Annotated in this window: 23 protein-coding genes; 6 read left to right on the forward strand and 17 right to left on the reverse strand. The window is 47.7% G+C overall.

Features of this window, described 5'->3' with window-relative positions; all coding sequences use genetic code 11:
• Nucleotides 1-96 precede the first annotated feature (96 nt).
• The 11 genes from adk to DVO77_RS00835 form a co-directional block, all read right to left on the reverse strand.
• Complete coding sequence (gene adk / locus DVO77_RS00785; RefSeq protein WP_119976931.1) at nt 97-741, reverse strand: adenylate kinase; 645 nt, start codon at nt 739-741, stop codon at nt 97-99.
• Between the two features lie 219 nt (nt 742-960).
• Nucleotides 961-1,806 carry a tetratricopeptide repeat protein gene (locus DVO77_RS00790; protein WP_119976932.1) on the reverse strand — a complete coding sequence of 282 codons (846 nt, stop codon included), beginning with the start codon at nt 1,804-1,806 and terminating at the stop codon, nt 961-963.
• A gap of 71 nt (nt 1,807-1,877) precedes the next feature.
• Nucleotides 1,878-3,797 carry a molecular chaperone HtpG gene (htpG, locus tag DVO77_RS00795; RefSeq protein WP_119976933.1) on the reverse strand — a complete coding sequence of 640 codons (1,920 nt, stop codon included), beginning with the start codon at nt 3,795-3,797 and terminating at the stop codon, nt 1,878-1,880.
• Between the two features lie 162 nt (nt 3,798-3,959).
• On the reverse strand, nt 3,960-4,559 hold the full coding sequence (gene recR / locus DVO77_RS00800; protein ID WP_110458055.1) for a recombination mediator RecR: 600 nt from the start codon (nt 4,557-4,559) through the stop codon (nt 3,960-3,962).
• A gap of 369 nt (nt 4,560-4,928) precedes the next feature.
• On the reverse strand, nt 4,929-5,258 hold the full coding sequence (locus DVO77_RS00805) for a YbaB/EbfC family nucleoid-associated protein (RefSeq protein WP_069672062.1): 330 nt from the start codon (nt 5,256-5,258) through the stop codon (nt 4,929-4,931).
• Nucleotides 5,259-5,390: 132 nt separating this feature from the next.
• Complete coding sequence (dnaX, locus tag DVO77_RS00810; RefSeq protein ID WP_119976934.1) at nt 5,391-8,084, reverse strand: DNA polymerase III subunit gamma/tau; 2,694 nt, start codon at nt 8,082-8,084, stop codon at nt 5,391-5,393.
• Between the two features lie 271 nt (nt 8,085-8,355).
• Nucleotides 8,356-8,910, reverse strand: coding sequence for an adenine phosphoribosyltransferase (gene apt / locus DVO77_RS00815; RefSeq protein WP_204165136.1), 555 nt, complete (start codon nt 8,908-8,910; stop codon nt 8,356-8,358).
• Between the two features lie 234 nt (nt 8,911-9,144).
• Nucleotides 9,145-9,513, reverse strand: a complete 369-nt coding sequence (locus DVO77_RS00820) for a YbaN family protein (RefSeq protein WP_110458058.1) — start codon at nt 9,511-9,513, stop codon at nt 9,145-9,147.
• Between the two features lie 286 nt (nt 9,514-9,799).
• A complete protein-coding gene (locus DVO77_RS00825; RefSeq protein WP_119976935.1) occupies nt 9,800-10,546 on the reverse strand; it encodes an HvfC family RiPP maturation protein in 747 nt (248 codons plus the stop codon).
• Nucleotides 10,547-11,383, reverse strand: coding sequence for an HvfB family MNIO-type RiPP peptide maturase (locus DVO77_RS00830; protein WP_110458060.1), 837 nt, complete (start codon nt 11,381-11,383; stop codon nt 10,547-10,549).
• A 217-nt stretch (nt 11,384-11,600) separates the two neighbouring features.
• Complete coding sequence (locus DVO77_RS00835; RefSeq protein WP_110458061.1) at nt 11,601-12,029, reverse strand: HvfA family oxazolone/thioamide-modified RiPP metallophore; 429 nt, start codon at nt 12,027-12,029, stop codon at nt 11,601-11,603.
• Between the two features lie 356 nt (nt 12,030-12,385).
• Between DVO77_RS00835 and dusC the strand changes: the two genes are divergently transcribed.
• A complete protein-coding gene (dusC, locus tag DVO77_RS00840) occupies nt 12,386-13,315 on the forward strand; it encodes a tRNA dihydrouridine(16) synthase DusC (protein WP_110458062.1) in 930 nt (309 codons plus the stop codon).
• Nucleotides 13,316-13,469: 154 nt separating this feature from the next.
• Nucleotides 13,470-13,826: a TraR/DksA C4-type zinc finger protein gene (locus DVO77_RS00845; protein ID WP_110458063.1), complete on the forward strand. Its 357-nt coding sequence runs from the start codon at nt 13,470-13,472 to the stop codon at nt 13,824-13,826.
• Nucleotides 13,827-13,876: 50 nt separating this feature from the next.
• Here DVO77_RS00845 and DVO77_RS00850 read toward each other — a convergent pair whose 3' ends face one another.
• The 6 genes from DVO77_RS00850 to rnm form a co-directional block, all read right to left on the reverse strand.
• The gene (locus DVO77_RS00850; protein ID WP_249038076.1) at nt 13,877-14,884 is read right to left on the reverse strand and encodes a sialidase family protein; all 1,008 of its coding nucleotides are present in this window, start codon (nt 14,882-14,884) and stop codon (nt 13,877-13,879) included.
• Between the two features lie 557 nt (nt 14,885-15,441).
• Nucleotides 15,442-16,308, reverse strand: coding sequence for a 23S rRNA pseudouridine(2605) synthase RluB (gene rluB / locus DVO77_RS00855; protein WP_110458064.1), 867 nt, complete (start codon nt 16,306-16,308; stop codon nt 15,442-15,444).
• The gene (scpB, locus tag DVO77_RS00860; protein ID WP_110458181.1) at nt 16,301-16,924 is read right to left on the reverse strand and encodes an SMC-Scp complex subunit ScpB; all 624 of its coding nucleotides are present in this window, start codon (nt 16,922-16,924) and stop codon (nt 16,301-16,303) included. Before scpB ends, rluB begins: the two co-directional genes overlap by 8 nt.
• Before the next feature lie 16 nt (nt 16,925-16,940).
• Nucleotides 16,941-17,729 (reverse strand): segregation and condensation protein A, encoded by a 789-nt coding sequence (locus tag DVO77_RS00865; RefSeq protein ID WP_110458065.1) that lies wholly within the window; start codon nt 17,727-17,729, stop codon nt 16,941-16,943.
• Nucleotides 17,730-17,851: 122 nt separating this feature from the next.
• On the reverse strand, nt 17,852-18,472 hold the full coding sequence (locus DVO77_RS00870) for an L-threonylcarbamoyladenylate synthase (protein ID WP_110458066.1): 621 nt from the start codon (nt 18,470-18,472) through the stop codon (nt 17,852-17,854).
• Nucleotides 18,469-19,329 (reverse strand): RNase RNM, encoded by an 861-nt coding sequence (rnm, locus tag DVO77_RS00875; RefSeq protein WP_110458067.1) that lies wholly within the window; start codon nt 19,327-19,329, stop codon nt 18,469-18,471. The genes DVO77_RS00870 and rnm overlap by 4 nt, the downstream gene beginning before the upstream one ends.
• Before the next feature lie 422 nt (nt 19,330-19,751).
• On the opposite strand from rnm, the gene DVO77_RS00880 reads away from it, so the two are divergent.
• The 4 genes from DVO77_RS00880 to trpCF are packed head-to-tail and all read left to right on the forward strand — an operon-like array spanning nt 19,752 to nt 24,414.
• Nucleotides 19,752-21,305, forward strand: coding sequence for an anthranilate synthase component 1 (locus DVO77_RS00880; RefSeq protein WP_119976936.1), 1,554 nt, complete (start codon nt 19,752-19,754; stop codon nt 21,303-21,305).
• Complete coding sequence (locus DVO77_RS00885) at nt 21,302-21,916, forward strand: aminodeoxychorismate/anthranilate synthase component II (RefSeq protein ID WP_119976937.1); 615 nt, start codon at nt 21,302-21,304, stop codon at nt 21,914-21,916. Before DVO77_RS00880 ends, DVO77_RS00885 begins: the two co-directional genes overlap by 4 nt.
• Complete coding sequence (gene trpD, locus DVO77_RS00890) at nt 21,917-22,954, forward strand: anthranilate phosphoribosyltransferase (protein WP_119976938.1); 1,038 nt, start codon at nt 21,917-21,919, stop codon at nt 22,952-22,954. It begins immediately after the preceding gene.
• A 14-nt stretch (nt 22,955-22,968) separates the two neighbouring features.
• Entirely contained in the window at nt 22,969-24,414 is a 1,446-nt protein-coding gene (trpCF, locus tag DVO77_RS00895; protein ID WP_119976939.1) for a bifunctional indole-3-glycerol-phosphate synthase TrpC/phosphoribosylanthranilate isomerase TrpF, read from the forward strand.
• The last annotated feature ends 40 nt before the right edge of the window (nt 24,415-24,454 follow it).

A 24,454-nucleotide genomic window follows, 5' to 3' on the forward strand; every position in this document is an offset into this window, starting at 1 on the left:
AGTAACAGGCTCTACATCTGTAACCAGTAAATTGTAGGGGGTTAAACACAAAAAAGCTCACCGAAGTGAGCTTGTATAGTGCGTTTAATCTAGTGATTAACCGATGGCCTTAACAATCGCATCACTAACAGAGGCAACGCTTTGAGTACCGTCAAACTTATTGTAAGTCACGCCACCTTTGGCTGCTAGGGCGCCATAATAGTCAACCAATGGTTTAGTTTGCTCATGATAAATCGCAAGACGCTTACGCACTGTGCTCTCTTCATCATCAGGGCGGATCGCCAAGTCTTCACCCGTCACATCATCTTTGCCTTCCACTTTAGGTGGATTAAACACCACGTGATAAACACGGCCTGAGCCTGGGTGAACACGACGTCCGCTCATGCGCTTAACGATCTCTTCATCTGGTACATCGATTTCAATCACATGATCGATTTCGATACCGCTGGCCGCCATAGCATCGGCTTGTGGAATCGTGCGTGGGAAACCGTCCAGCAGGAAACCTTTTACACAATCATCTTGTGCAACACGTTCCTTAACTAAGCCAATAATCAGCTCATCAGACACCAATTGTCCTGCGTCCATCACTTTCTTTGCTTCAAGGCCAAGTGGCGTTCCAGCTTTAACCGCGGCACGTAACATGTCGCCTGTTGAAATTTGTGGCACACCATATTTTTCCATGATGAACTGGGCCTGAGTACCTTTACCGGCACCTGGGGCACCTAATAGCATAATGCGCATCTGAGAGTCCTCTTATTTCGCATAGAGTTGATTATTAGTTTTGATGATTCAATTAGAATTATTTTTATCATTGGGCGGCGATCTTCGCACATATGGCCGCCCTTTTGAAGTGAAGAAACGCTCGTTTTAGTTCGACTTTAGGCTGATGCAGTTAAATCAACTGCCCTTTAATCATTAAACAGCACTAAAAGCCATAAAGCAGATAGCAAGTAGCAATGACTAGTACAGCAAGCTGTACAACTTGCGTCGATATTGATTCGCAATCGAGTTACTTTGCCCCATTGCCGTCAAAATATCCATAAATAACTGCTTCAACTCACCGTTGTGAGCACTGATATCTTGCCGCAGCACAGCAAATAACCTTTCCAGTGCCTCTTCATCTCGGTTAGCACCATGCAGGGCTTTTGCCAAAGAGAGCAATAAACTCAAATCTTGTGGATTGGCCTCGACATTGTCCATCAATTGGCGAATTTCAGGTGTATCGGCAGCATCGAGCGCGAGGGTTAATTTCGCACGTAAACTTTGATAATAACCATCTTGATCTGCCAACCCTACGCCATCGAGTAGTACTTGAGCCTGATTGATATTACCAAGGCTTAATAGCGCATCGGCATAGACCAAGGCAACTTCCGCTTGTTGATTGGCTTGATAGGCCTGCTGCAATAGCGGTAAGGCTTGCTCAACCTCATTTGTGGCGAGTAAGGTTTTGGCCTCTGCCAGTTGTAATTGCCAAACTTGTGGCAAATGCGGCTCAAACATGGCTTCAATTTGGGCAGGCTCTTGAACGCCAGCAAAGCCATCGATTGGTTTACCATCGCGCAGCAGCAAGGTCGTCGGCACACTCTGGATCTGGAAATAATTCGCAATTTCCAGCTCGGCATCGCAATTGACCTTTGCGAGTACAAAACGACCCGCCTGTGCGCTGGCCATTTGCTCTAGTGTCTGTACCAATGTCATGCTTTCAGGGCTTTGCTGACTCCAAAAAGTCAACACCACCACCTGTTGCATTGACGCATCAACCACTTGTTGGATGTTCTCTTTAGTTAAATCCAATACCGTATCCATAAGATCCCTTCGCATAGATTAAGCGCATATAAGAAGAGGCAGTTAAACTGCCTCTTGCGTTTGACGGCTAATTACTTCATGCCCGCCAGCAACATCTTGTTCATTAACTTAATGAATGCCGATGGGTCGGCTAGGCTGCCTTTTTCAGACAATTGCGCCTGTTGTAATAATAGCTCAGACCATTGACCAAACACCTCATCATCTTGCTCGTTATCTAAACGGGCGACCAATGGGTGTTCTGGGTTAAGTTCAAACACGGGCTTAGTTTCAGGCACAGCTTGACCAGCGGCTTGCATCAGTTTAATCATCTGTGATGACATTTCGCCTTCACCCGCCACCACACAAGCTGGGGTATCGGTTAAACGCGTGGTGACTTTAACATCAGAAACCTTGTCACCCAGTGCGGCTTTCACTCGCTTGATTAAGCCTTCAGATTCCGTTTCCAGTTGTTTCTGAGCTTCTTTTTCCTCGGCATCTTCAAGATCGCCCAGTTCTAAGTCACCACGTGTGACTGAGTGAAGTTGCTTGCCTTCAAACTCGGTTAAGTGGTTAATTAACCACTCATCGATGCGCTCGGACATCAATAGCACCTCAATCCCTTTCTTGCGAAGCAACTCAAGGTGTGGGCTATTCACGGCCGCCTCATGGCTGTCAGCAACGATATAATAAATCTTGCTCTGGCCCTCTTTCATGCGGCTCACATAGTCACTGAGCGATACGGTATGCGCAGCTTCATTAGTGTGAGTCGATGCAAAACGCAGTAAACCTGCAATACGTTCTTTGTTAGCAAAGTCTTCAGCTGGGCCTTCTTTAAGCACTTGGCCAAACTCTGCCCAGAAAGTTTGATACTTTTCAGGCTCATTTTTTGCGAGTTTCTCAAGCATACTTAATACACGCTTGGTCACAGCAGTGCGCAGTGCGGTGGTTATCTTGTTGTCTTGCAAGATCTCGCGCGATACGTTGAGCGGCAGATCGTTAGAGTCAATCAGACCTTGCACAAAGCGCAAGTAGCTTGGCATAAACTGCTCGGCATCATCCATCACAAACACGCGCTGCACAAACAGTTTTAAACCATGTTTACGATCGCGATTCCATAGATCCCACGGCGCTTTTGCCGGGATATAGAGCAAGCTGGTGTACTCTTGCTTACCTTCTACGCGGTTGTGGCTCCACAACAATGGATCGACAAAATCATGGGAAATATGTTTATAAAATTCTTGGTATTCTTCGTCGGTCACTTCGCTCTTATTACGAGTCCAAAGCGCGGTGGCTTTGTTCATCGGCTTCCAGTAACCCTCGGTGGCTGGAATGGCTTCGCCACCCTCTTCTGTCGCCTCTTGCGCTGGTGTTCCTTCTTGCCACATCTCTACAGGGACAGAGATATGATCTGAGTATTTAGTGATGATTGAGCGCAAACGGTAGTCATTGGCAAACTCTTTTTCCTCTTCACGAAGATGCAAGATAACCTCTGTACCGCGAGTCTCTTTAACGATGTTTTCAACGGTAAATTCACCTTCGCCAGCTGATTCCCACTGTACTGCTTCATCGGCAGCATGACCGGCTGCACGCGTGCGAACGGTTACCTTGTCGGCCACGATAAAGGCAGAGTAGAAGCCCACACCGAATTGACCAATGAGCTGTGAATCTTTTGACTCATCGCCAGAGAGGTTTTTAAAGAACTCCGCGGTGCCTGATTTCGCAATGGTACCCAAGTGCTCAATCACGCCATCGCGAGTCATACCAATACCATTATCTTCAATGGTGATGGTGCCCTTTTCACTGTCGGCGCTCACACGGACGCGTAACTCTCCGTCACCTTCGTACAGATCATTATTGGTCAATGCTTGGTATCTGAGCTTATCGGCAGCATCGGCGGCGTTGGAGACCAATTCACGCAAGAAAATCTCTTTGTTTGAATACAAAGAGTGGATCATCAAATTAAGTAATTGTTTGACTTCAGTTTGAAAGCCATGGGTTTCTTGTTGTGACATCGATTATTCCTTCTTAAATTTCACAAATGACGCTCTATGGCTTAAGAGATGGGGTTAGAATTTTGCTTTTCAAGCTTAAAGTTGTCAGCACTGTTCATTTGCTCAAAAAAAATCCAGCATCTAGGTGCTGGATTTAAAAAAATCACGATAAACCTATGATAATTACAGCGGTAAGCGCCCGTTGAAGGACAAGGCTAATGTGGTGCTATCGACATATTCGAGTTCGCCCCCCACTGGCACACCATGGGCAATGCGACTGACATTAACAGCATGTTGCCGTGCCATGTCGGCAATAAAGTGTGCCGTTGCATCGCCCTCCACTGTGGGATTAGTCGCTAAAATTAACTCGCTAATTTCACCGCTAGCCAGATGCTGCTCAAGTAGACTAAGACCTAACTCTTCGGGCCCGACGCCATCGAGGGGCGATAAATGCCCTAAGAGCACAAAATAACGACCAGAAAAATACCCGCCCGCCTCAATGGCTAACACATCCGCAGGGGTTTCCACCACACAGATAAGATCGGACTGGCCGCGTCTGCTACTGGCGCAAATAGGGCACAAGGTCTCTTCAGTAAAAGTACGACACGCACTGCAGTGACCCACATCGCTCATGGCACTGGCCAGCGCCCGCGCTAAGGTTTGCCCCGCTTTACGATCGCGTTCCAACAACTGAAACGCCATGCGCTGCGCCGACTTAGGGCCAACACCGGGTAAACAGCGTAATGACTGAATTAACTCATCGACCAAGGGACTAAATTTCATAATTAAGCGGGCATCCTACTGGTTAAAACGGCTATAGTGATAAGTCGTTCATTGATATGACCAATGGCTTCTCATCAAATTATGCGCAGGATATTATCATAAATCATCGGCATGATGAGTCCTATTTAGTGCCGAACTTAACCGGTCGATTGACTTGTACTACCCAATGCCATTTCACCGATGTTGAACAGCTTGAATAAGATCCATTAAGTTAGTCAATACAATTGCGAATAAATGGGGTTTATCGATTTTCGGCAACAAAAAAGCCTAAGACTTGCTTAGGCTTTTACTGCATTATTATCTATCGCATCCCTATTTACCCATCAACGGAAGAGGTGCCATCAACAGGTATTACATCATGATGCTAGCTTAAAATGGCATCTTCATGCCAGGGGGTAGTTGCATACCGCCGGTCACTTCAGCCATCTTCTCTTTTTGATTTTCTTCAACACGGCGCGCTGCATCATTACAGGCTGCTGCGATCAGATCTTCTAGCATCTCTTTATCGTCTTCTAGCAGGCTAGGATCGATGTCAACCTTACGAACACTGTGAGAGCCTGTCATAGTGACTTTTACAAGACCCGCGCCGGCTTCACCCGTCACTTCCATACGTGCAATCTCTTCCTGCACTTTGGCCATCTTGTCTTGCATCATTTGGGCCTGTTTCATCAGGTTACCCATACCGCCTTTTCCAAACATATCGAGTTCTCTTCAATATTAAAAAACTGGCTAATCTTACTTAATTAGCACCAAGAAGCAATCAATGCTGATCACCAATCTACAAACTTATGATCTAAATACCCACGAACTTAATACACATCACGACTGCCATTATGACTCTGCTTTAGCAATAAAGTTCGATTTATTAATAAGCGCAATCGTCTTGCCACGTTGGCCTAATCGCTCTGGAGCATAGCTTAAACTATCAGGCTCCATCTGCGCATTCATGGTCTCACTCAACCAGCGAATATTATCATCATTAAGCAATTCATGATGCGCTAAGCCTAACAGTTCTCGATGAAAACGCTGCCTGATCTCAAGTGGTGTCTCACGATTGGACTCCATGCCAACGGTAATGGTAACCGTGCATTCGCCCTCTAAGGCTTTGGATAGCGCCGCTTCCAATTGCTGCACCGCGCCAGGCGCCGCCAAATGCTTTTGGTTGGGTTTTAACACGAGCGGCAACGGGTCAACAAATTGCTGACATACTGAGTTAACCGCTAATTGCCGTACCCTGCCCCCTATGTCGAGTGCCGACATGAGTCGGTACCATTGCAGATCGATTTCATTACCACTAATGTCAGCAGTAAGCGTGGGCAAGTGAGTCTGTTCACTTGCCTCAGGCATCTGCATACTGTCTAGAACAGCTCGAATATTTTCAGGTTCAGCTTGCTGGGACATCATTGTCTGTGTTGCACCAGCGGCAGCTGACGACTGAGCCTGGGTTAACTGCGACTCTGGCTCATGTGATGTGTCTGGTGTCAACAACGCTTTGTCGTCTGTGGTTGGATCCTGAGCCTGTACAGGCGCTTCCCATGGTGGCCTATCATCAGGCTCATTAACCATTACGCTATTGCCAGCCGTATGTTCAAGGGCTGAGGCTTGATCACTTTTATGAGTTAAAGAGGCTGCCTCGCTTACGACTGCGGCCAGCTCATCAGCTTGAGATGATGACGCTTCGCGCTTAGGTGGCACGAACGCCTGTCGCCCCGCTTCAGGCTTTTTTGTGTCACTCTCCTTAGACGAGGTTTCATCTAAGTCGCTGAGCAAGGATTGCCTCGCTGAAAGAACGGCATCGAGTACATCATCATCTGAAAATAGGTCAGCTTCTTGCTCTGGTGCCTGATTTAACGCTAAGTCAGCGTTAGCGCCTGCTTCATCGTTGGCTGAACTGACAGGCTCATGTGTTGTGCCACAAGGCGTTTGATACGCGTCAGCCACTGCCGTTTGACCACTGTCATTGGCCTGCATTTGGCTAGCAAGGTAGGCTTCATAATCGCTAGGATCGGCGTCATTCACCTCATCAACATCATCCAAATACCCTTGTGGTATCGAATAATCATCTGCTTCTTCAGCGGCAACAGGCAGCCCTTGGCTTTGCGCTTGGCTTAAAATAAGCGCTTGCTCTGCAAGCAAGGCGGTGTCATCACAATCGATATTGCCCGGCTTTTGAGCCGGCTCACTGGCCTCATCGATATCGCTGCCACTTGAGAGATGTTTAGAGTGCTCATCGCCCGCCTGAGCGGCAGTATCGAGGGCAGGTTTGCTCACCGCAACACTGGGCTGACTGGCTAACGCTTGGCTTGTCTCATTACTGCTAACATGGTCATGTTTAGCTTGACTATCATCACGCACCTCACTTGTCGCTACTTCAGCAGCGTTAGCAGCACTGGTTGGCAAAGTAACCTTATGATTAGCTTCCACTTGCCAGCGTTTCACTGGCGCTTCTGGGACAAAAGCGATAGCGCGCAGTAACGCCATCTCTAATCCTGATTTGGGATCCGGTGCATGGGGCAGATCTTTACGCCCAGTTAACAGTAACTGATAGTAAAGCTGCACTTGCTCAGGGCGTAGCTGCTCGGCAAACGCCTTAATCTGCTCGGCATAACGAGATAATTGCGCGGCGGCGGGGGCAAATTGGGTTAAGGTAATTTGGTGCAACAACTCCAGTAAACTACGTAACACCTCAAACGGATCGGCGCCATAAGAGAGTACTTCATCAGTCACCTGCATCAAATTAGCCACATCGCCATCACACAATGCCTTAAGCAATACAATGACATAGTGCTCGTCTATGGTGCCGAGCATGGTTTGCACTTGGTTCAGTTGCACCTGCCCTGCACCAAAGGCAATAGCTTGATCGGCCAGACTTAAGGCATCACGCATACTGCCGTTGGCGGCCTTAGCCAGCAGTTTTATCGCGCCATCATCAAACGCTATCTCTTCTTGAGCCAAAATAGTGGCAAGCTGCTGGCAGATCTCATCGAGTGTTAAACTTTTTAAGTTAAATTGCAGGCAGCGCGATAGTACGGTAACTGGCAGTCGCTGAGGGTCGGTGGTTGCCAGTAAAAACTTCACATGTTCTGGTGGTTCTTCTAGGGTTTTAAGCAGCGCATTAAAACTGCTGCGAGACAGCATGTGCACTTCATCGATAAGGTAGACTTTATAACGCCCACGTGATGGCCGATATTGTACGTTATCGAGCAGTTCGCGTGTATCATCAACTTTAGTACGTGACGCCGCATCGACTTCGATGAGGTCAACAAAACGTCCCTGAGCGATTTCTACACAGCTGCTGCATTCGCCACATGGCGTGGCCGTGATCCCTTGCTCACAGTTGAGTCCCTTAGCAAATAACCGCGCCAAACTGGTCTTACCGACACCTCGGGTGCCTGAAAACAGGTAAGCATGATGTAAGCGGTTTTGTGTCAAGGCGTTGGTCAAAGCATGTAAAACATGTGACTGGCCGACAACTTGCTCGAACTTGGCAGGGCGCCACTTTCTGGCTAACACCTGATATGACATGGAACTCCCCAACTGTGTCATCAATCAATAACGGAACTCGCTTCCGACAATGGGCAAACAATAACACGCTAAGGCGTAACTCGCTAGCAAGCAGCGGCCTTGGTTAAGGTTATTTTTAACCATTACGCTACCGTCGCAGCATGTTTAATCAATAACGTTAAAAAGTCGTAATGAGTGTTTGAAAATCAATCAGATAAATATGGCATTAAAAAACAAAAATGCTACGAATACGTCGGCGTATCGTAGCATTTAAAAGGAGATAATCAGGATATTATTCGCCGTCAAACTCACATAACGTCATAAGTTCAAGGCCTAAATCAATTAAACGTTGCTCACCGCCCAAATCGGGTAAGGAGATCACAAAGGCAGCGTGGCTCACTTCACCACCGAGCTTACGGATGAGTTTTACTGTCGCTTCGATAGTACCGCCCGTGGCTAATAAATCATCGACCACTAATACCTTATCACCGGCGTTAATGGCGTCGGTATGGATCTCTAACATATCGTGACCATATTCAAGCTCATAGCTTTCTGAAATGGTTTCACGCGGTAATTTACCCGGTTTACGTACTGGCACAAATCCTAAGCCAAGTTCTAATGCCAAAGGGGCCCCAAATAAAAAGCCACGAGCCTCAGTGCCGACAACCTTGGTAAATCCACTGTCTTTGTACTGTTGTACAAACATTTCAATGGTTGCTTGATAGGCATTATGATCTTCCATCAGGCTAGTCACGTCGCGAAACATGATACCTGGTTTGGGATAATCAGGAATTGTTTTAATGCTCTCTTTGATCAAGGCTAACTTGTCTATATTCATTGCTACCATCTTTGTCAATTAAACCCCTTTACGGGAAAAACTGACCATAAGGCCAGTTAGATAAGAATTTTCGGCTAAAGCTTAAGCCCCTTTGCGAAGGGTTGCAACAACGGGTGTCACAAAGCGCAGTCAAGACTGGCGCGCCATATCACCATTCGCCATTTAAGCTCTGTTTTATACGACGTTGCTGCAAACTAACCAAAATAGTGTCGTTGCCCCATGACGCAATAAAGCTTACTAGGGTTACTCTTCCAACTCAGGGATCTGGCGTAAATAAAGCAGTAACAACGTTACCATGCATAGCAACATCACTTTCACCCACAACAGTGGCACTAGGGCAATGCTGATGGCAAAACTTATGCTGGTTGCCACATACGCTTTACGTTTTAACCCCTTGCGCATCGCACGTTTGCTTTCCCAATCTTGCAAAGCATCAGTAAACCAAGGATGACGCATTAACCATGCGTGTAAACGACTACTCGAACGGGCAAAACAGAAAGCCGCTAATAAGATAAATGGCACTGTTGGCAGTAAAGGTACGACAATACCAATAACCCCCAAAAGCAAACTTATCAGGCCAACCATTAGCAACACACCACGCTTTAACGCCATTAGCCCCTCGCATAAAAAAACCACTCAGAAATGAGTGGCTAGTATACCTGAGTTCAGAATTGAGACTACAGCAGTTGTAGGTGCTTCAACCAAGATAGCGTAGCGGGTAATGTTGGCAGCATCAATACGAGCAAAAATCCAACAAAATAAACAATATTAAACGGGTCTTTAAACGGCTGACTCATGACTTCCTCACTCGAGATTAATGACTTTTATTGATCTAGATCAATTTTCGCGGCCATTATAGTGAGATGTGCCGGAGATAGAAAGTCTTATGAGCCACAAATTAACCGCGCTGCGCTAAGACAATATTTTTATCACTCATCTCAATTAACATCTGCCGACTGCCATTAACCAACATATCGCCATCCATCTGATTAAAAGTCTGTTTAAGCCACTGACAGACTTCTCTAAAAGTCACACCATTACTCTGGCCAATGTAAGCCAATACCTGTGCAGTTAATGGATTTAATTGTAAAAAACACACCTCATCCTGTGCATCTCGGTAGATACAGAAAAATTGGGGCTGAGTGCCCGGATTTAACGGGCGATAACTGGGGCTGATATGCTGCACATCGAAGTGATATTGCGCCACTTGCGCCGCGACATTCAGGCACAGTGTCGTATTTTCAAGCTCTGATGAGCTAAATGGGTGCTGTATTGGTTGTGCAGGCACCGTCGCCACCAGTAACTCAAGCCATTCATAGTGTGCAAGCTCCAACATAAAGGGCGCGTCATGCTTATTAGGTTGATATTCATGCTGTAAAAACAGCAAAAACTCTTGTGCAATTTCAATAAAGATAGGCGTTTGACACTCATGATGCATAAAAAAGTCTTGCACCAGCGCATTCCAGTCATCCTCCTCATATAAAGAACAAAGTACCGGAAAGCCGCTTGAGATAAATCCCTTAATATTATTGAAAAAGAGCTCTCGATAAATTTGCATCCGGCGTTTATCTGTCCCCGGCGGTAAAGGTAAAGCGGGATCACGAATGTAATCGATAAAGGCTTGCTGCACCGTTAAAAAATTCATTTACGCACGCCGCTCCTGTTGTGACAAGGCCGCCGCTTGATAAGCGTGTATTTGGTTAATCTCCTGCAACAGTATTTCAGTCTTGGGGATGTTAAAGTCGCGCTCTAATAGTGTTGGAAACACGCCATGGTGGGCGTAGCATTGTTGCAATAACTGCCACACGGGGGTGATAACATCGCTGCCATGGGTATCAACCATTAAATCAGCCGCTTCTTGGTAATGTCCGGCAATGTGCAAATAGGCAATACGCTCGGTGGGCATGGCCTGTAAAAAGGATAAAGCATCATATTGGTGGTTAATTGAATTGACATAAATGTTATTTACATCGAGTAATAACTGACAATCCGCCTCGCTTAATACTGCGTTGACAAATTCCAGTTCGCTCATCTGGCTGGCGGGCGCCGCATAAAAGGAGACATTTTCAAGAATAAATGGCCGCTCCAGTATCGCCTCCACTTGCTTAATACGCTTAGCAACATGAATAACCGCGTCATCGGTAAAGGGGATCGGCATTAAATCATACAGATGGCCACTGCCAGAGCAGTAACTTAAATGCTCGGAATAGATCTCGATACCATGCATGTCTAAAAAATGTTTAATCCGGTGCACAAAATCGGTATCCAGCGGCGCAGGGCTACCAATTGAAAGTGATAATCCATGACAAAAAAATGGATGTTGCTCTGTCAGTTGACGAAATTGACGCCCAAACTTACCGCCTAAGGTCATCCAGTTTTCAGGCGCAACCTCAAAAAAATTGATCCCACTCGGTACCGATTGGCAAAATTCATTGAGCATCTCTCGGCGTAAGCCTAAACCAACGCTTGCTACTTGAGCCATAAGGTCCTCTTCATCATTAACCCCATAAATATACAACACAATAGTAAACAAACTAGGCCAGTAAACACTGACCTAAAAAGGCATGAGAGCATTTTATGCTTACGATATAACCATTAACCTTGCGCGTATTAACTCACCACTTAGTAAATAAATGCGCTTAATCAATGTTATAGTCATGTGTTATAACATGAAGTCACAACACATTGACTTGTCATGCCTACTGATTGCCACCGCACTTGCCTTCTTTCACTTTGGTCTCACCGCCACATTTACCTTCTTTCATGGCTTTCTTCTCGGCGCCGCATTTACCTTCACCACATTTGCCCTCTTTCATGGCTTTTTTCTCTGCGCCACATTTACCTTCGCCACATTTGCCCTCTTTCATGGCTTTATTCATGTTTTCGCCGCACTGACCTTCTTTGGCTGCTTTCTTCATGTTCTCGCCGCATTTACCTTCTTTAGCGGCTTTCTTCATGTTTTCACCACATTTACCTTCACCGCATTTGCCTTCACCGTCGAGAAGTTGGTAACCAGCCTGCATTTCGCTATAACCAAATGGGTTAGCTTGTGCTTGCGCCGCAAAAGCTGAACCGACACAAACAGTACCTAAAGCAACAGCGACCGCAGTTTGTTTAACTAATTTCATAATCTTTTCCTTCCTTCATCCAATGGTATGCAATTGGTTGCCAACTCCATAATGTTGCTGGCTCGTATCATATGACCTGACACCATCACATTTTATTGCAAAAACTTATCCTGCATCACAGTTATGGTGCAAATGCTGTGGTAGTGCAACTCAATTTAGCACCACTTAAACGCAATTGACTGATGAGTCACCCGTAATATTTTTGTAAGTCCTCCGCCCATGGCGTAGAATTAGCGCCCTTTAATCCGCTGCGTAGTAATGCTAGATACACTTACTACCGCGGGCAGCAACACGGCACGTTGTTTACCGTGCTTGTAGTACGATCAGAACGCGAGTGATAAGAGAGAACCGAGTCGATGCGAGTAGTTTTAGCCCCAATGGAAGGTGTTGCAGATGCACCAATGCGCGCGTTACTCACTGCAGTGGGCGGCTATGACATGGTGATAAGCGAGTTTATTCGCGTCGTCGACCAACTGCTGCCAGAAAAAGTGTTCTATCGACTGTGCGCCGAATTAAGATATCAATGTCATACCGAAGCCGGTACGCCTGTGAGGTTACAACTATTGGGACAACACCCTAATTGGATGGCTGAAAATGCGCTCAGGGCCATTGAACTGGGCTCTCGTGGTGTCGATATCAACTATGGCTGCCCAGCCCCTATGGTTAACCGCAGCAATGGCGGCGCCGCGCTCTTAAAAGAGCCCGAAACCATATATCAAGTGACGAAAGCGGTGCGAGACGCGGTGCCGTTAGATAAACCGGTTTCGGCTAAGATCCGCCTGGGCTGGGATGATAAAAGCCGTTGCATTGAGATTGCACAGGCCATTGAAGCTGCAGGCGCCAGTGAACTCACAGTACACGCTCGCACTAAAGAGGAGGCCTACCGACCTCCTGCACACTGGCACTATATTCAAAAAATCAAACAGGCGACTTCCCTGCCCATTATCGCCAATGGCGAAATTTGGAGCCGAGAAGATTACCTTAATTGCAAAGAGGCCAGTGGTTGTGATGATGTGATGCTTGGCCGCGGAGCATTGACTGTGCCCAATCTAGCCCATGTTGTTAAAGGCAACCAATTACCAATGACATGGCCCGAAGTAAAAGCGCTACTGATCCAATATTCAGAGTTTGAAATTGTCAGCGAAAAAGAGAAATATTACCCCGCTCGCATAAAACAGTGGCTGAGGTTTATTGCCCGTCATTACCTAGAAGGTGAAGCCTTATTTTTACAGGTTAGAGTGCTAAAAAATACTGCTGAAATCCTGTCGCTACTGCGCAGCAGCTAGCGTGATCCACTGGTAAGTTGGCAAAGACCGACACAGCGCGCTCGATTGGTGTCGATATTTAACAAAATATCACTCACTTTTGATCTTCGTCATAGTCAAGTTGAGTCAGCGGTTTAGACTGGCTACCTAACACGATTAAACTAGGCAATGATTTGTGAGCAGATCCTATATCAGACATGAACTGTCAGAGCTTGAAGCTAATCTCAGGGAAGAGTTAGGCCAACTGCTAGCGCTACACCAGCTATCGATTGATAGTGAGACACTCTCGTTATCGGCATTGATCGATGCCTTAACCGCAGCAAGACTCTGTGATGAGCCATTATTTATACAACTCACCCAGCTCGATGCGGCAATTTGCCAGCTCGATATTGGTCTCTATGGCTTATGCGCCGACTGTGAGGCAGACATAGAAGCGCAGCGCTTAACCCTCAACCCGCTGGAGCAACGTTGTCAACAATGTGCGGCAGAACACGCCCATGAGCATCGTCACGAGCTCAGGCTAACCCACTGATAAAAACAGCGTTAACCAAATGTTAGCGCTACTGTTTTTAGCCTACTATTTTAACTCGCACTAAGCGTCACATTGGCAAAATAGAGGGCGCATTTTCCTTCATGAGATGAGTAGTAACTGACCAATAACTCATCACCTTGCTGCACAATGCCAGCATAACTGGTATCACCCCCCGATGGGAACCTCAAACACTCAACCACAGTGCCTGTATCTAATTTTATTTCCACCAAGGATGTTCTCACTATCTTGTCATATAGACGCACAATGGCGTACAACCGCTGCCGGTAGATAAAACTTACCGGTCCGCCGATACGTTTGTCTAATACCCGCCACTGCCAGTGAGTATAGGGCGCTGTTGACTGCCCTAACAACGCCCGTTCATCGGTTTGCCACAGTGGATCGCGGCGTAATAAGCAGTAGGCAACGCCTTGTTCATCAATGCTTAATCCCGCCTCATTGACATATCCAGCCCGATTTAAGTGACTGACTATCGGTTGCCAGTCGAGCAATGCATCCTCGGCAAGCTGTGCTTGGTAAAGCCGTACATATCCATCATGTTCATCGGCATAATAGGCAACACCAAGTAAGCGATGTTGATGGGCAGTCACCCGCCATAACCATTCATCTTGAGCGCCCACAGCCACGGGCTTAGACCAAGTGCAGCCATCATGAGAATACCAATAATAAGATTGAATGCGCGGCGAGCGGCCTTTGGCGAAGGTCGCGCCGCTAAACAGATACAGTTGCCCCTCAAACACCACCAACTTGGCATCACGTAGATCGGCATCGCTATGGGTCAATGTTGCCACTAAGTGCCAAGTGACACCGGCATCAGATGATGCCAACACCCGAATCATGCCATCGGGCGAGACATGTGCACTGCCCTCTCTAAAAGCACAATAAAGTCGTTGTTTAAACAAGGTGAGGTCGCTAAAGGCATTATGTGCTCCCTTGTCCCAGATCTTATTCACCCAATTTAATCTCATCGCCATGACATACCCTTCATTACCTTTATCACGTCCACCATTAAGCGTGAACTGCGCGATAAGTGCAACCATCACAGACTCAACGGCAACTGACAAATAGATACCAAGAGAGTAAACGTCACGCCATCACCACGACGGCTCAACTTTGCCCCTCCTTAAGCTGCCTAACCCTCATGCATAAATCGGCATGACTAAATCAAGCCACATGAGTCAATTTTTATCGATAAACCATAGCGTAGTAAATATAGGTGGGAAGAAATAGCGCAATAGAAAATGTGCGAAGAAACGGCTTAGCAAGGTTCTGGCGACACTCTACTCACAAGCTAAAGGTGAAGAGGAGGATCAGCAGCGTTACTAAAGTAATGCTAATCACTCAGTTTAAGGCTAGGTAAACCAGCACAGTCGAGCAATGAATGACATAATGACCAGCATCAGGGTTAATGAGCAAATGCCACAGGCCAAGTACAAAAAAAGCCGCTGAAGCGGCTTTTTGTGAGCGTCACGCTAGCTGTGTATACAAGTAAAATAACACCACAGCTATGCGTGTTTTTAGACGGTAAGTGGAGTAGTAAAAACGTTTTTCAGTCAATAGCGTAAGGCTCTTATGCCTCAGTGCTCAGCAGCTCACTTTAAGTGCGTTGACGAGGCGTCTTACCCGCAGTGGTCTTGTGCTTGCGCACCGCACGACGGATCTTGGCGCTTTTCACTTTAGAGCGGGCAACACTGTGTTTATCGGTACCCATTAAGGTACGGGTCTCTTCTTCGAGTCCGGCTAATTTACGTAGGTAATTAACCTGCTCAATCGGCAATTCTACCCAACCACCACGTGGCAATGTCTTTGGCAGCTCAATCATACCGTAACGAATACGGATCAAACGGCTAACCTGCACCTCTTGAGATTCCCACAAGCGGCGCACTTCACGGTTACGGCCTTCAGCCAGTGACACATGCCACCACTTATTCATGCCCTCGCCGCCCGCAGGCTTTACTTTATCAAAGTGAGCAGGGCCGTCTTCCAGAGTCACCCCATTACGAAGGCGCTGAATAACAGCATCAGACACTTCACCAAAAGTACGCACGGCATATTCACGCTCAACTTCATGTGACGGATGCATGAGGCGATTAGCCAATTCACCGTCAGAAGTAAACAGCAACAACCCAGAGGTGTTGATATCTAAACGACCCACTGCAACCCAGCGTGAATCACGCGTACGAGGCAAACGGTCAAATACCGTTGGACGTCCTTCAGGATCTTTACGACTGCAAATCTCACCTTCAGGCTTATGATAAGCAATCACACGACAAACTAAATCTTCTTCAGATTTAACCGATACGCTGCGGCCATCGATACGCACTTTGGCATCAGCTTCGATACGATCGCCAAGCTTGGCAATTTCACCGTCAATACTAACTCGACCTGCAGCAATCCATGCCTCCATCTCACGACGGGAGCCATGGCCTGCACGGGCCAAGACTTTCTGCAATTTTTCACTCATTAGTAGACTCTTCTGTAGTTTTGGGCGCGGACTCTGGCGCGTCTATGTCCGTCTCAGGACGGGTCACACCAGAAAACAGCGCCGCTAATGACTCAGCATCAGATAAAGCAGGAAGATCTGCTATCGTATCTAAGCCAAAATAGGCTAAAAATTCATTTGTAGTCGCATACAGAGCGGGCCGTCCCGGCACCTCTTTATGGCCTACAATCTTTATCCAATGTCTATCGGACAAACTCTTAATTATATGGCTACCGACTGCTACACCGCGGACAAACTCAATATCGCCACGTGTCACAGGTTGACGGTAGGCTATCACCGCCAAGGTTTCTAGCGTCGCTCTTGAATAGCGCGGCGCTTTCTCTTGCCATAAACGTTGTAAATAAGGACTTAAGGTTTCAATGCTCTGAAATCGATAGCCCCCTGCCACTTTAACTAATTCAACGCCGCGGCCTTGATAGTCTTGCTGCAAAGCATCAATCGCCGCCTTAATTTTAACCCGTGAAACGTTAAAATTGGCCAGCACGCTCTCGCTTAAATGTTTTATCGATACCGTTTTCGCCATCACAAATAAGCTCGCCTCGATTAGCTGCTTAAGCTGTTCTGGATTGATTTGCAGTTTATTTTTCGACAACTCAATACGCCCTAACGTGGATGGTCGACAACGGCTCGGCCTGAATGACGTCAACCAGTAACTCTTTGACCAGCTCCATCAGCGCCAGAAAACTCACCACCACACCACTGCGCCCTTCGGCAACATCAAACAGGTGTTCAAACGGGACGTAAGACTTACCTTCTAGCATAGCCAAGATCTGGATCATGCGTTCACGTGTCGACAAGGTTTCCCGACGAACATGATGGTGCTCAGTCGCTTCAACCCGTTTTAGCACAGCGGCAAACGCGCTGGCCAACTCGACTAACGACACCGAAGGCGGCACCAATACTGGCTTAATATCGGCAGCAGGTAAGGCTCTGGCTTGAAAAATATCACGCTCTAAACGGGGTAATTCATCTAGGCGCAACTGCGCCTCTTTGATCACTTCATAAGCTTTTAATTGCCTAATCAATTGCGCGCGAGGATCGTCCTCTTCTTCATCAGCCATATCAGGTTTAGGCAGCAAAAGCCGAGACTTAATCTCGGCCAAGGTCGCCGCCATCACCAGATAATCGGCGGCTAATTCAACCCTAGCCCCTTGCAGCAGTTCAATATATTCAAGATATTGATCCGTCACTGGTGAAATGGCCAAATCTACCACATCGAGTTTCTGCTTGCGGATCAGATACAGCAGCAGGTCGAGCGGACCTTCAAATGACTCAAGAAATACTTCGAGCGCTTCGGGAGGAATAAAAAGATCGGCGGGTAAGTGTTTCACCACTTCACCGCGTACCACGGCTAAAGGTAGACTTTGCTGTGTACCCTGCATCCGCTCTCCCAATACTCCCTTATTTTTCAAAGGGTAAAACGATAGTCACCAGCACCATCTTAACGGTATGGCTTTTATCAAACGCGCGATTATACCTGCTTAATCCCCCAATAGACAGGAAATTAACCAAACTGACTCACATCACCCGCCCCAACGCGCAGTATCTCAATCTCCCCTTCAGACAAGTCGATCACTGTGGTGGGTTTCTGTCCTAAATATCCGCCATGAATAATCACATCCACTTGGTGCTCTAAAATATCGCGGATATGCTCGGGATCAGATTCGGTAAACTCTTCTCCTGGCATGATCAAACTGGTCGACATCAGCGGTGCATCCAACGCTTCAAGTAAGGCCAGCGCGATAATATTGTCGGGTACCCGAATACCTATGGTCTTCTTTTTCGGGTTTTGTAGACGCTTAGGCACCTCTTTGGTCGCCTTAAAAATAAAGGTAAACGGCCCAGGTGTGTTGTTTTTAAGCACACGATAAGCTTGGTTATCGACGCGGGCGTAGGTTGCCAGCTCAGACTGGTCACGCACCATCAAGGAGAAATCGTGATCGTTATCAATCTGACGAATGCGCGCAATACGCGTCATCGCCTCCTTTTCACCCAATAAACACCCTAAGGCGTAACCAGAATCGGTGGGGTAAACTACCACTCCACCTTGCTTAATCAGTTGCGCCGCTTGGTTAATCAACCGCGTTTGTGGGTTTTCCTCATGAACATAAAAAAATTGACTCATCGGCTTTCCATCCATTTATCCATTTGCCAAACCCAGTCTACCCCCTGGGGTTGGAACATATTTTTACCCAACTCAATCCAGCTACCCGGAAAGTGGAAATCACTACCAAGGGACGCGAATAGCTGATTAAGTTTACTAAGGGCAATTAAATTATTGCGATCATCTAAAGTTTGCTGACCCAGCACCACTTCCATGGCATCGCCGCCAGCCGCTTTAAAGTCGCGCACTAGACGCTTTAGCCATTTAGCCGACAACTTATAGCCACTTGGATGCGCTAATACCGCAACGCCACCAGCCTGATGAATAATCTCAATGGCGCTGGCCATGTCGGACCAATTATTAGGTACATAACCTGTTTTACCTCGGGCAAGGTATTTCTTAAATACCGACGCCTGATTGACCGCATAGCCATGTTCTGCCAGCCATCTCGCATAATGGCCACGACTTAATGCCGCGCCACCCGCGAACACTTTTGCACCTTCGTAAGCCCCTTCGATACCGGCTTTTTCTAACCTAAGACCTATCTCTTTAGCGCGGGTTTCGCGCAGGGAGCGCTGCTGACAGAGAAACCCATCAAGCGTGGCGTTTGTTCTATCGATGTTTAAGGCAACGATATGAATATCAAAGTTATTCCAACGAGTCGATATCTCGGTGCCATCCACCAATTTTAGCGGCTTAGGCTGCGCATTGTTAAAATGGTGCGCCTCATCGAGGCCCGCCGTCGTATCGTGATCAGTAATGGCCAACACCTGCACCCCTTTTTCAAGGGCACGAGCGACTAATTCGGATGGCGTTAATTGGCCATCAGATGCGGTGGTGTGGCTGTGTAGATCGATTAAAAGCGTTTCATCTGTCATCCGTATATTCTACTCGAGTTTGCCATTAGAAACATCTAATTGGCTTAACTTATTTACACAAACATTGATGCTCAAATAGCGCAGTGCCTTGGCATTAATCACTATTTTTAGAAATAGAAAAATATTCCATTGACATCACTACCATGCTGATGCTTTTATATAGCCAACGACATAATTTAACTTTTACATGACTTTTAGAGACACAATCTTATGACACAGCAATTTAATCACATCATTTGGTGGTGGCACTTCCCAACATAGCGGGTGGTGTGAATTTCTGTGCTCATGTAAAAGAGACTAGATTTAAACAAAAAGCCCGCATTAAATGCGGGCTTTTTGCATTTAAGGGTTTAATTTCATTAATGTATTTTATTAATTTATACCAATCAAATTAACGGTTTGATTGACGCAGGAGCAGACACATGGCGCTACCCTCTTTGGCAAGAGTCAACACAGTAAAGGAGCGGATCACTTACCAAGACGATCCACTCAACTTGTATCAACAACTTACCCAAAATGCGCCGCACACCATGTTGCTCGAATCCGCAGAAGTAGACAGTAAAGACCATCTTAAGAGCATCGTGATGACGCACGCCGCGATGATGATACGCTGTGAAGGATTTCGCCTAACCTTTACTGCACTCAATGCTAATGGTCAGTCATTGCTAGCGCCCATTAAAGCTTTTTTTAACCTCGACAATGCCAAACTGAAGGGTAATTGCTTAACCCTGACGCTCAATCAGGCGCCAGCCCAGCTCGATGAAGACGCCAGACTCAAAGCCACCTCACCTTTAGATGGTCTTAGGACTTTAGTGCAACATATCGATTGCGGTGATGATGTCGAGTTTGAGTCGTTATTTCTAGGCGGCGTATTGGCCTATGATCTTATCGATACCGTCGAGCCCCTGCCCTCGGTGCCTGAGAGTGAAAATAGCTGTCCTGATTACCTGTTTTATTTAGCTGAAACCCTCATTTTGATCGATCACCAGCAGCAAACTGCCAACTTGATAACCCATGATTTTAGCCAACAAGCGAGTGTTCAGGCAGTGCTGGCAGCCCGTACTGAGACCCTAAAAAGAGCCTGTCACACACTCAAGCCTATCGATGTCTTAATCCCAATTGATGCGCCCACCCAAGTCAATATTGATGATGAGGCTTTTATAAACATAGTCAACGACTTAAAAGAACATATTATCGCTGGCGATATTTTTCAAGTAGTGCCTTCACGCAGCTTTAGCTTGCCTTGCCCGAACACATTAGGGGCATACCGCGCACTGCGCCTCACCAACCCTAGCCCTTATATGTTTTATTTTCGCGGCGATGATTTTACCTTGTTTGGCGCCTCACCCGAAAGCGCCCTTAAATATGAGGCGGCAACCAATCAAGTGGAAATTTATCCCATTGCCGGCACACGCAAACGTGGCAAAAAAGCCAATGGTGACATCGATTTTGATCTAGACAGCCGTATCGAACTGGAATTAAGACTGGACAAAAAAGAGCTGTCTGAACATTTGATGTTAGTGGATCTTGCCCGTAACGATATCGCACGTATTAGCCAAAGCGGCAGTCGCCAAGTGCCTGAGCTACTTAAAGTGGATCGCTACTCCCATGTGATGCATTTAGTCAGCCGCGTAACCGGCCAACTGCGCAGCGACCTCGATGCCCTACACGCTTACCAAGCCTGCATGAACATGGGCACCTTAACGGGCGCCCCAAAAGTCAGTGCAGCCCAATTGATCCGCGGCGCCGAACAAGCGAGGCGCGGCAGCTATGGCGGCGCCGTTGGCTACATCAATGGCCTAGGCGATATGGATACCTGCATAGTGATCCGCGCAGCCTTTGTGAAACAGGGAACGGCGCATATTCAAGCCGGCGCAGGGGTCGTGTTTGATTCCGATCCCCAGGCCGAAGCCGATGAAACCCGCCAAAAAGCACAAGCGGTCATTACAGCCATCAAGATGGGAGGCGGACAATGAAACTGTATCTGCTGGATAATTTCGATTCATTTACCTACAACCTGGTGGATCAATTTCGCAGCCTAGGTTGTGAAGTGATTATTTACCGTAACGATGTGGCGGCAAGCTTTATCGCCGATAAGCTGCTCAGTGAAACCGAGCCCGTGGCGTTAATCTTATCACCAGGCCCTGGAGCCCCCCATGAAGCAGGCTGCTTAATGGCGCTTATTGGCCTGCTGGCGGGCAAAGTCCCTATGCTGGGGATCTGCTTAGGCCATCAAGCTATGGTTGAACACTTTGGCGGTAAAGTGGAGCGCGCCACACAGGTGGTACACGGTAAGGCCAGCCCAACCCTGCACAGCGGCCAAGGGATCTTCCACGGATTGCCCTCGCCGCTGCCGGTGGCCCGCTATCACAGTTTAGTCGCCACCCAAGTACCCGACTGTTTAGCGGTGATAGCCACCACAGACACCATGCCGATGGCTATTAGCCATAAGGAATTCAAAGCCATTGGCTTTCAATTTCACCCCGAATCGATTTTGACCACCTTAGGCAGCCAGTTGTTAACCCAAACATTGGACTATCTAACAGGTGACAAACTCGGGTTAAGTACTGATAAAGGAGCACTGTAAATGAGCGACCTACAAGCGATTATCGATAAGTTGTATTTAGGTCAGAGCGTCAGTCGCGACCAAGCTAACTTGCTCTTTAGCGCCATAATTCAAGGTGAAATGGGTGAAGCCACTATGGCTGGCATGTTGGTCGCCATGAAGATGCGCGGTGAAACCATCGATGAGATCTCCGGTGCCGCCGACGCGCTACGCGCCGCCGCCAAGGTGTTTCCGATCCCCAACGCCACCACTCGTCGCCAAGGAATAGTCGACATAGTCGGCACTGGCGGCGATGGTCATAACACCATCAATATCTCCACCACTGCAGCCTTTGTGGCTGCCGCTGCTGGCGCCAAAGTAGCTAAGCACGGTAATCGCAGCGTATCGAGTAAATCAGGCTCATCGGATCTACTATCGCAATTTGGTATCGACTTAGCCATGGCGCCAGAGACGGCTCGCGACTGCCTCGATGAGCTGGGGTTATGTTTTTTATTTGCGCCCCATTACCATGGCGGAGTGCGCCATGCCGTGCCGGTGCGTCAATCATTAAAAACCCGCACCCTGTTTAACCTGTTAGGTCCGCTTATCAACCCTGCCAACCCAGATTATATTGTACTGGGCGTGTATAGCCGTGAGTTAGTTGAGCCTATCGCAAATGTGCTCAACACATTAGGGCTCAAGCGGGCCATGGTGGTGCATGGCAGTGGCTTAGATGAAGTGGCTGTGCATGGTGACACCTTAGTGTGCGAGCTCAAAGACAAGCAGATCTCCCAATATACCCTAACCCCAGCGGCATTAGGGGTTGAGCAAGCGACATTAGCCGAGCTTGAAGGTGGCACCCCAGCGGAAAATGCCGCCATCACGCGCGCCATTTTACAGGGGCAAGGCAGCCAAGCACATCGCAATGCTGTGGCCGTCAATGCTGGGTGCGCGCTCTATATTTCGGGCCACAGCGACACTCCCCTCGAGGGGGTAAAGCAGGCCTTAGCCATACTCGACAGTGGCAAAGCCTTCACCTTACTCGAGCAGCTCGCCACCGCCAGCCGCCCTGCCAATTAATACGAGGAGTCATTGTGAGTAGTCAAGCAGCGCCAAGCCAAAGTAACGTATTAACCCGTATTGTTGCGACCAAAGCGGCACATATTGCCGCGCTTAAGTTGCGTTTTCCTGAAGCATCACTTCAGCCCAAACAGTCGGATCGCAGTCTATTTGATGCATTAAAAGCGCCTAATGCTGGTTTTATCTTTGAATGCAAAAAAGCCAGTCCGTCTAAAGGGCTAATTCGCCAAGACTTTGATGTTGAAGCCATTGCCGACGTTTACGCCCATTACGCTGCGGCAATATCGGTACTGACCGATGAGCAGTTTTTTCAAGGGGATATGGATTATATCCCTAAGGTGCGGGCGCGCGTTGCACAACCGATTTTGTGTAAAGACTTTTTTGTCGACACTTACCAAGTCAAGCTGGCGGCGCATCAAGGTGCCGATGCAATTTTGCTGATGTTATCTGTGCTCGATGATGCGCAGTATCGTACTCTGGCTCAGCAAGCGCAGGTCTATCAACTCGATATCCTGACAGAGGTGAGCAACGAAGCCGAGCTGCAGCGAGCCATCGCGCTCGATGCCGCCATCATTGGCATAAACAATCGCAATCTTCGCGATCTATCCACCGATTTAGCCACCACAGAGGCGCTCGCTCCCGCCATACCACAAGATCGGGTGATCATCAGTGAGTCAGGCATTTACCAGCATGCTCAGGTACGCCGCTTGAGCCCGTTAGTCGATGGTTTTTTGGTGGGCAGCTCCTTGATGGCCGAGGACGATTTAGATATCGCGTGTCGCATGTTGACACTGGGACACAACAAGGTGTGTGGGTTGACACGTGATGCTGATATACAAGCTGCAACCGACGCCGGCGCCGTCTACGGCGGGCTGATTTTTGCCCCCAAATCTCCCCGTTATATCAGCCCAGCGCGCGCACTTGAGCTAGTACAGCGCCAACGTGCCAGAGGTAAAGCGTTACGATTTGTCGGGGTTTTTGTCAATGAGGCCACTGAGGTTATTGCCGCGATTGCGGCTTCGCTTAACCTGTTTGCGGTGCAATTACATGGCAAGGAAACCGCCGAAGATATCGCTACGCTGCAACAGGCACTCAAGGCTCTCGATTGCAACGCGCAGATATGGAAAGCGCTCCCCATTAGCGTCGATAGCGGCACAGCAAACCTTAACATCGAAGTGCCATCCATGGTTGATCGACTACTGTATGACAGCCAACGGCTTAACAAACAAGTCGATAACGCTGGCCAATTTGGCGGCACTGGGCTGTGTTTTAATTGGCAGTTGGCCCTGCCCCATAAAGCACAGGCCATGTTAGCTGGCGGGCTCAATGACGAAAACGCTGCACAAGCGGCAACACAAGGATTTTTCGGTTTGGACTTTAACTCCGGCCTTGAGAGCGCGCCTGGGCTAAAAGATAGCCATAAACTGAACGCTGCCTTTAAGGCGTTACGCCAATATTAAGCAGATTGACCATACACTTATTGATATTTCGCCCAGCACT

It is taken from the genome of Shewanella algidipiscicola, assembly GCF_003605125.1.
GTDB lineage: Bacteria > Pseudomonadota > Gammaproteobacteria > Enterobacterales > Shewanellaceae > Shewanella > Shewanella algidipiscicola.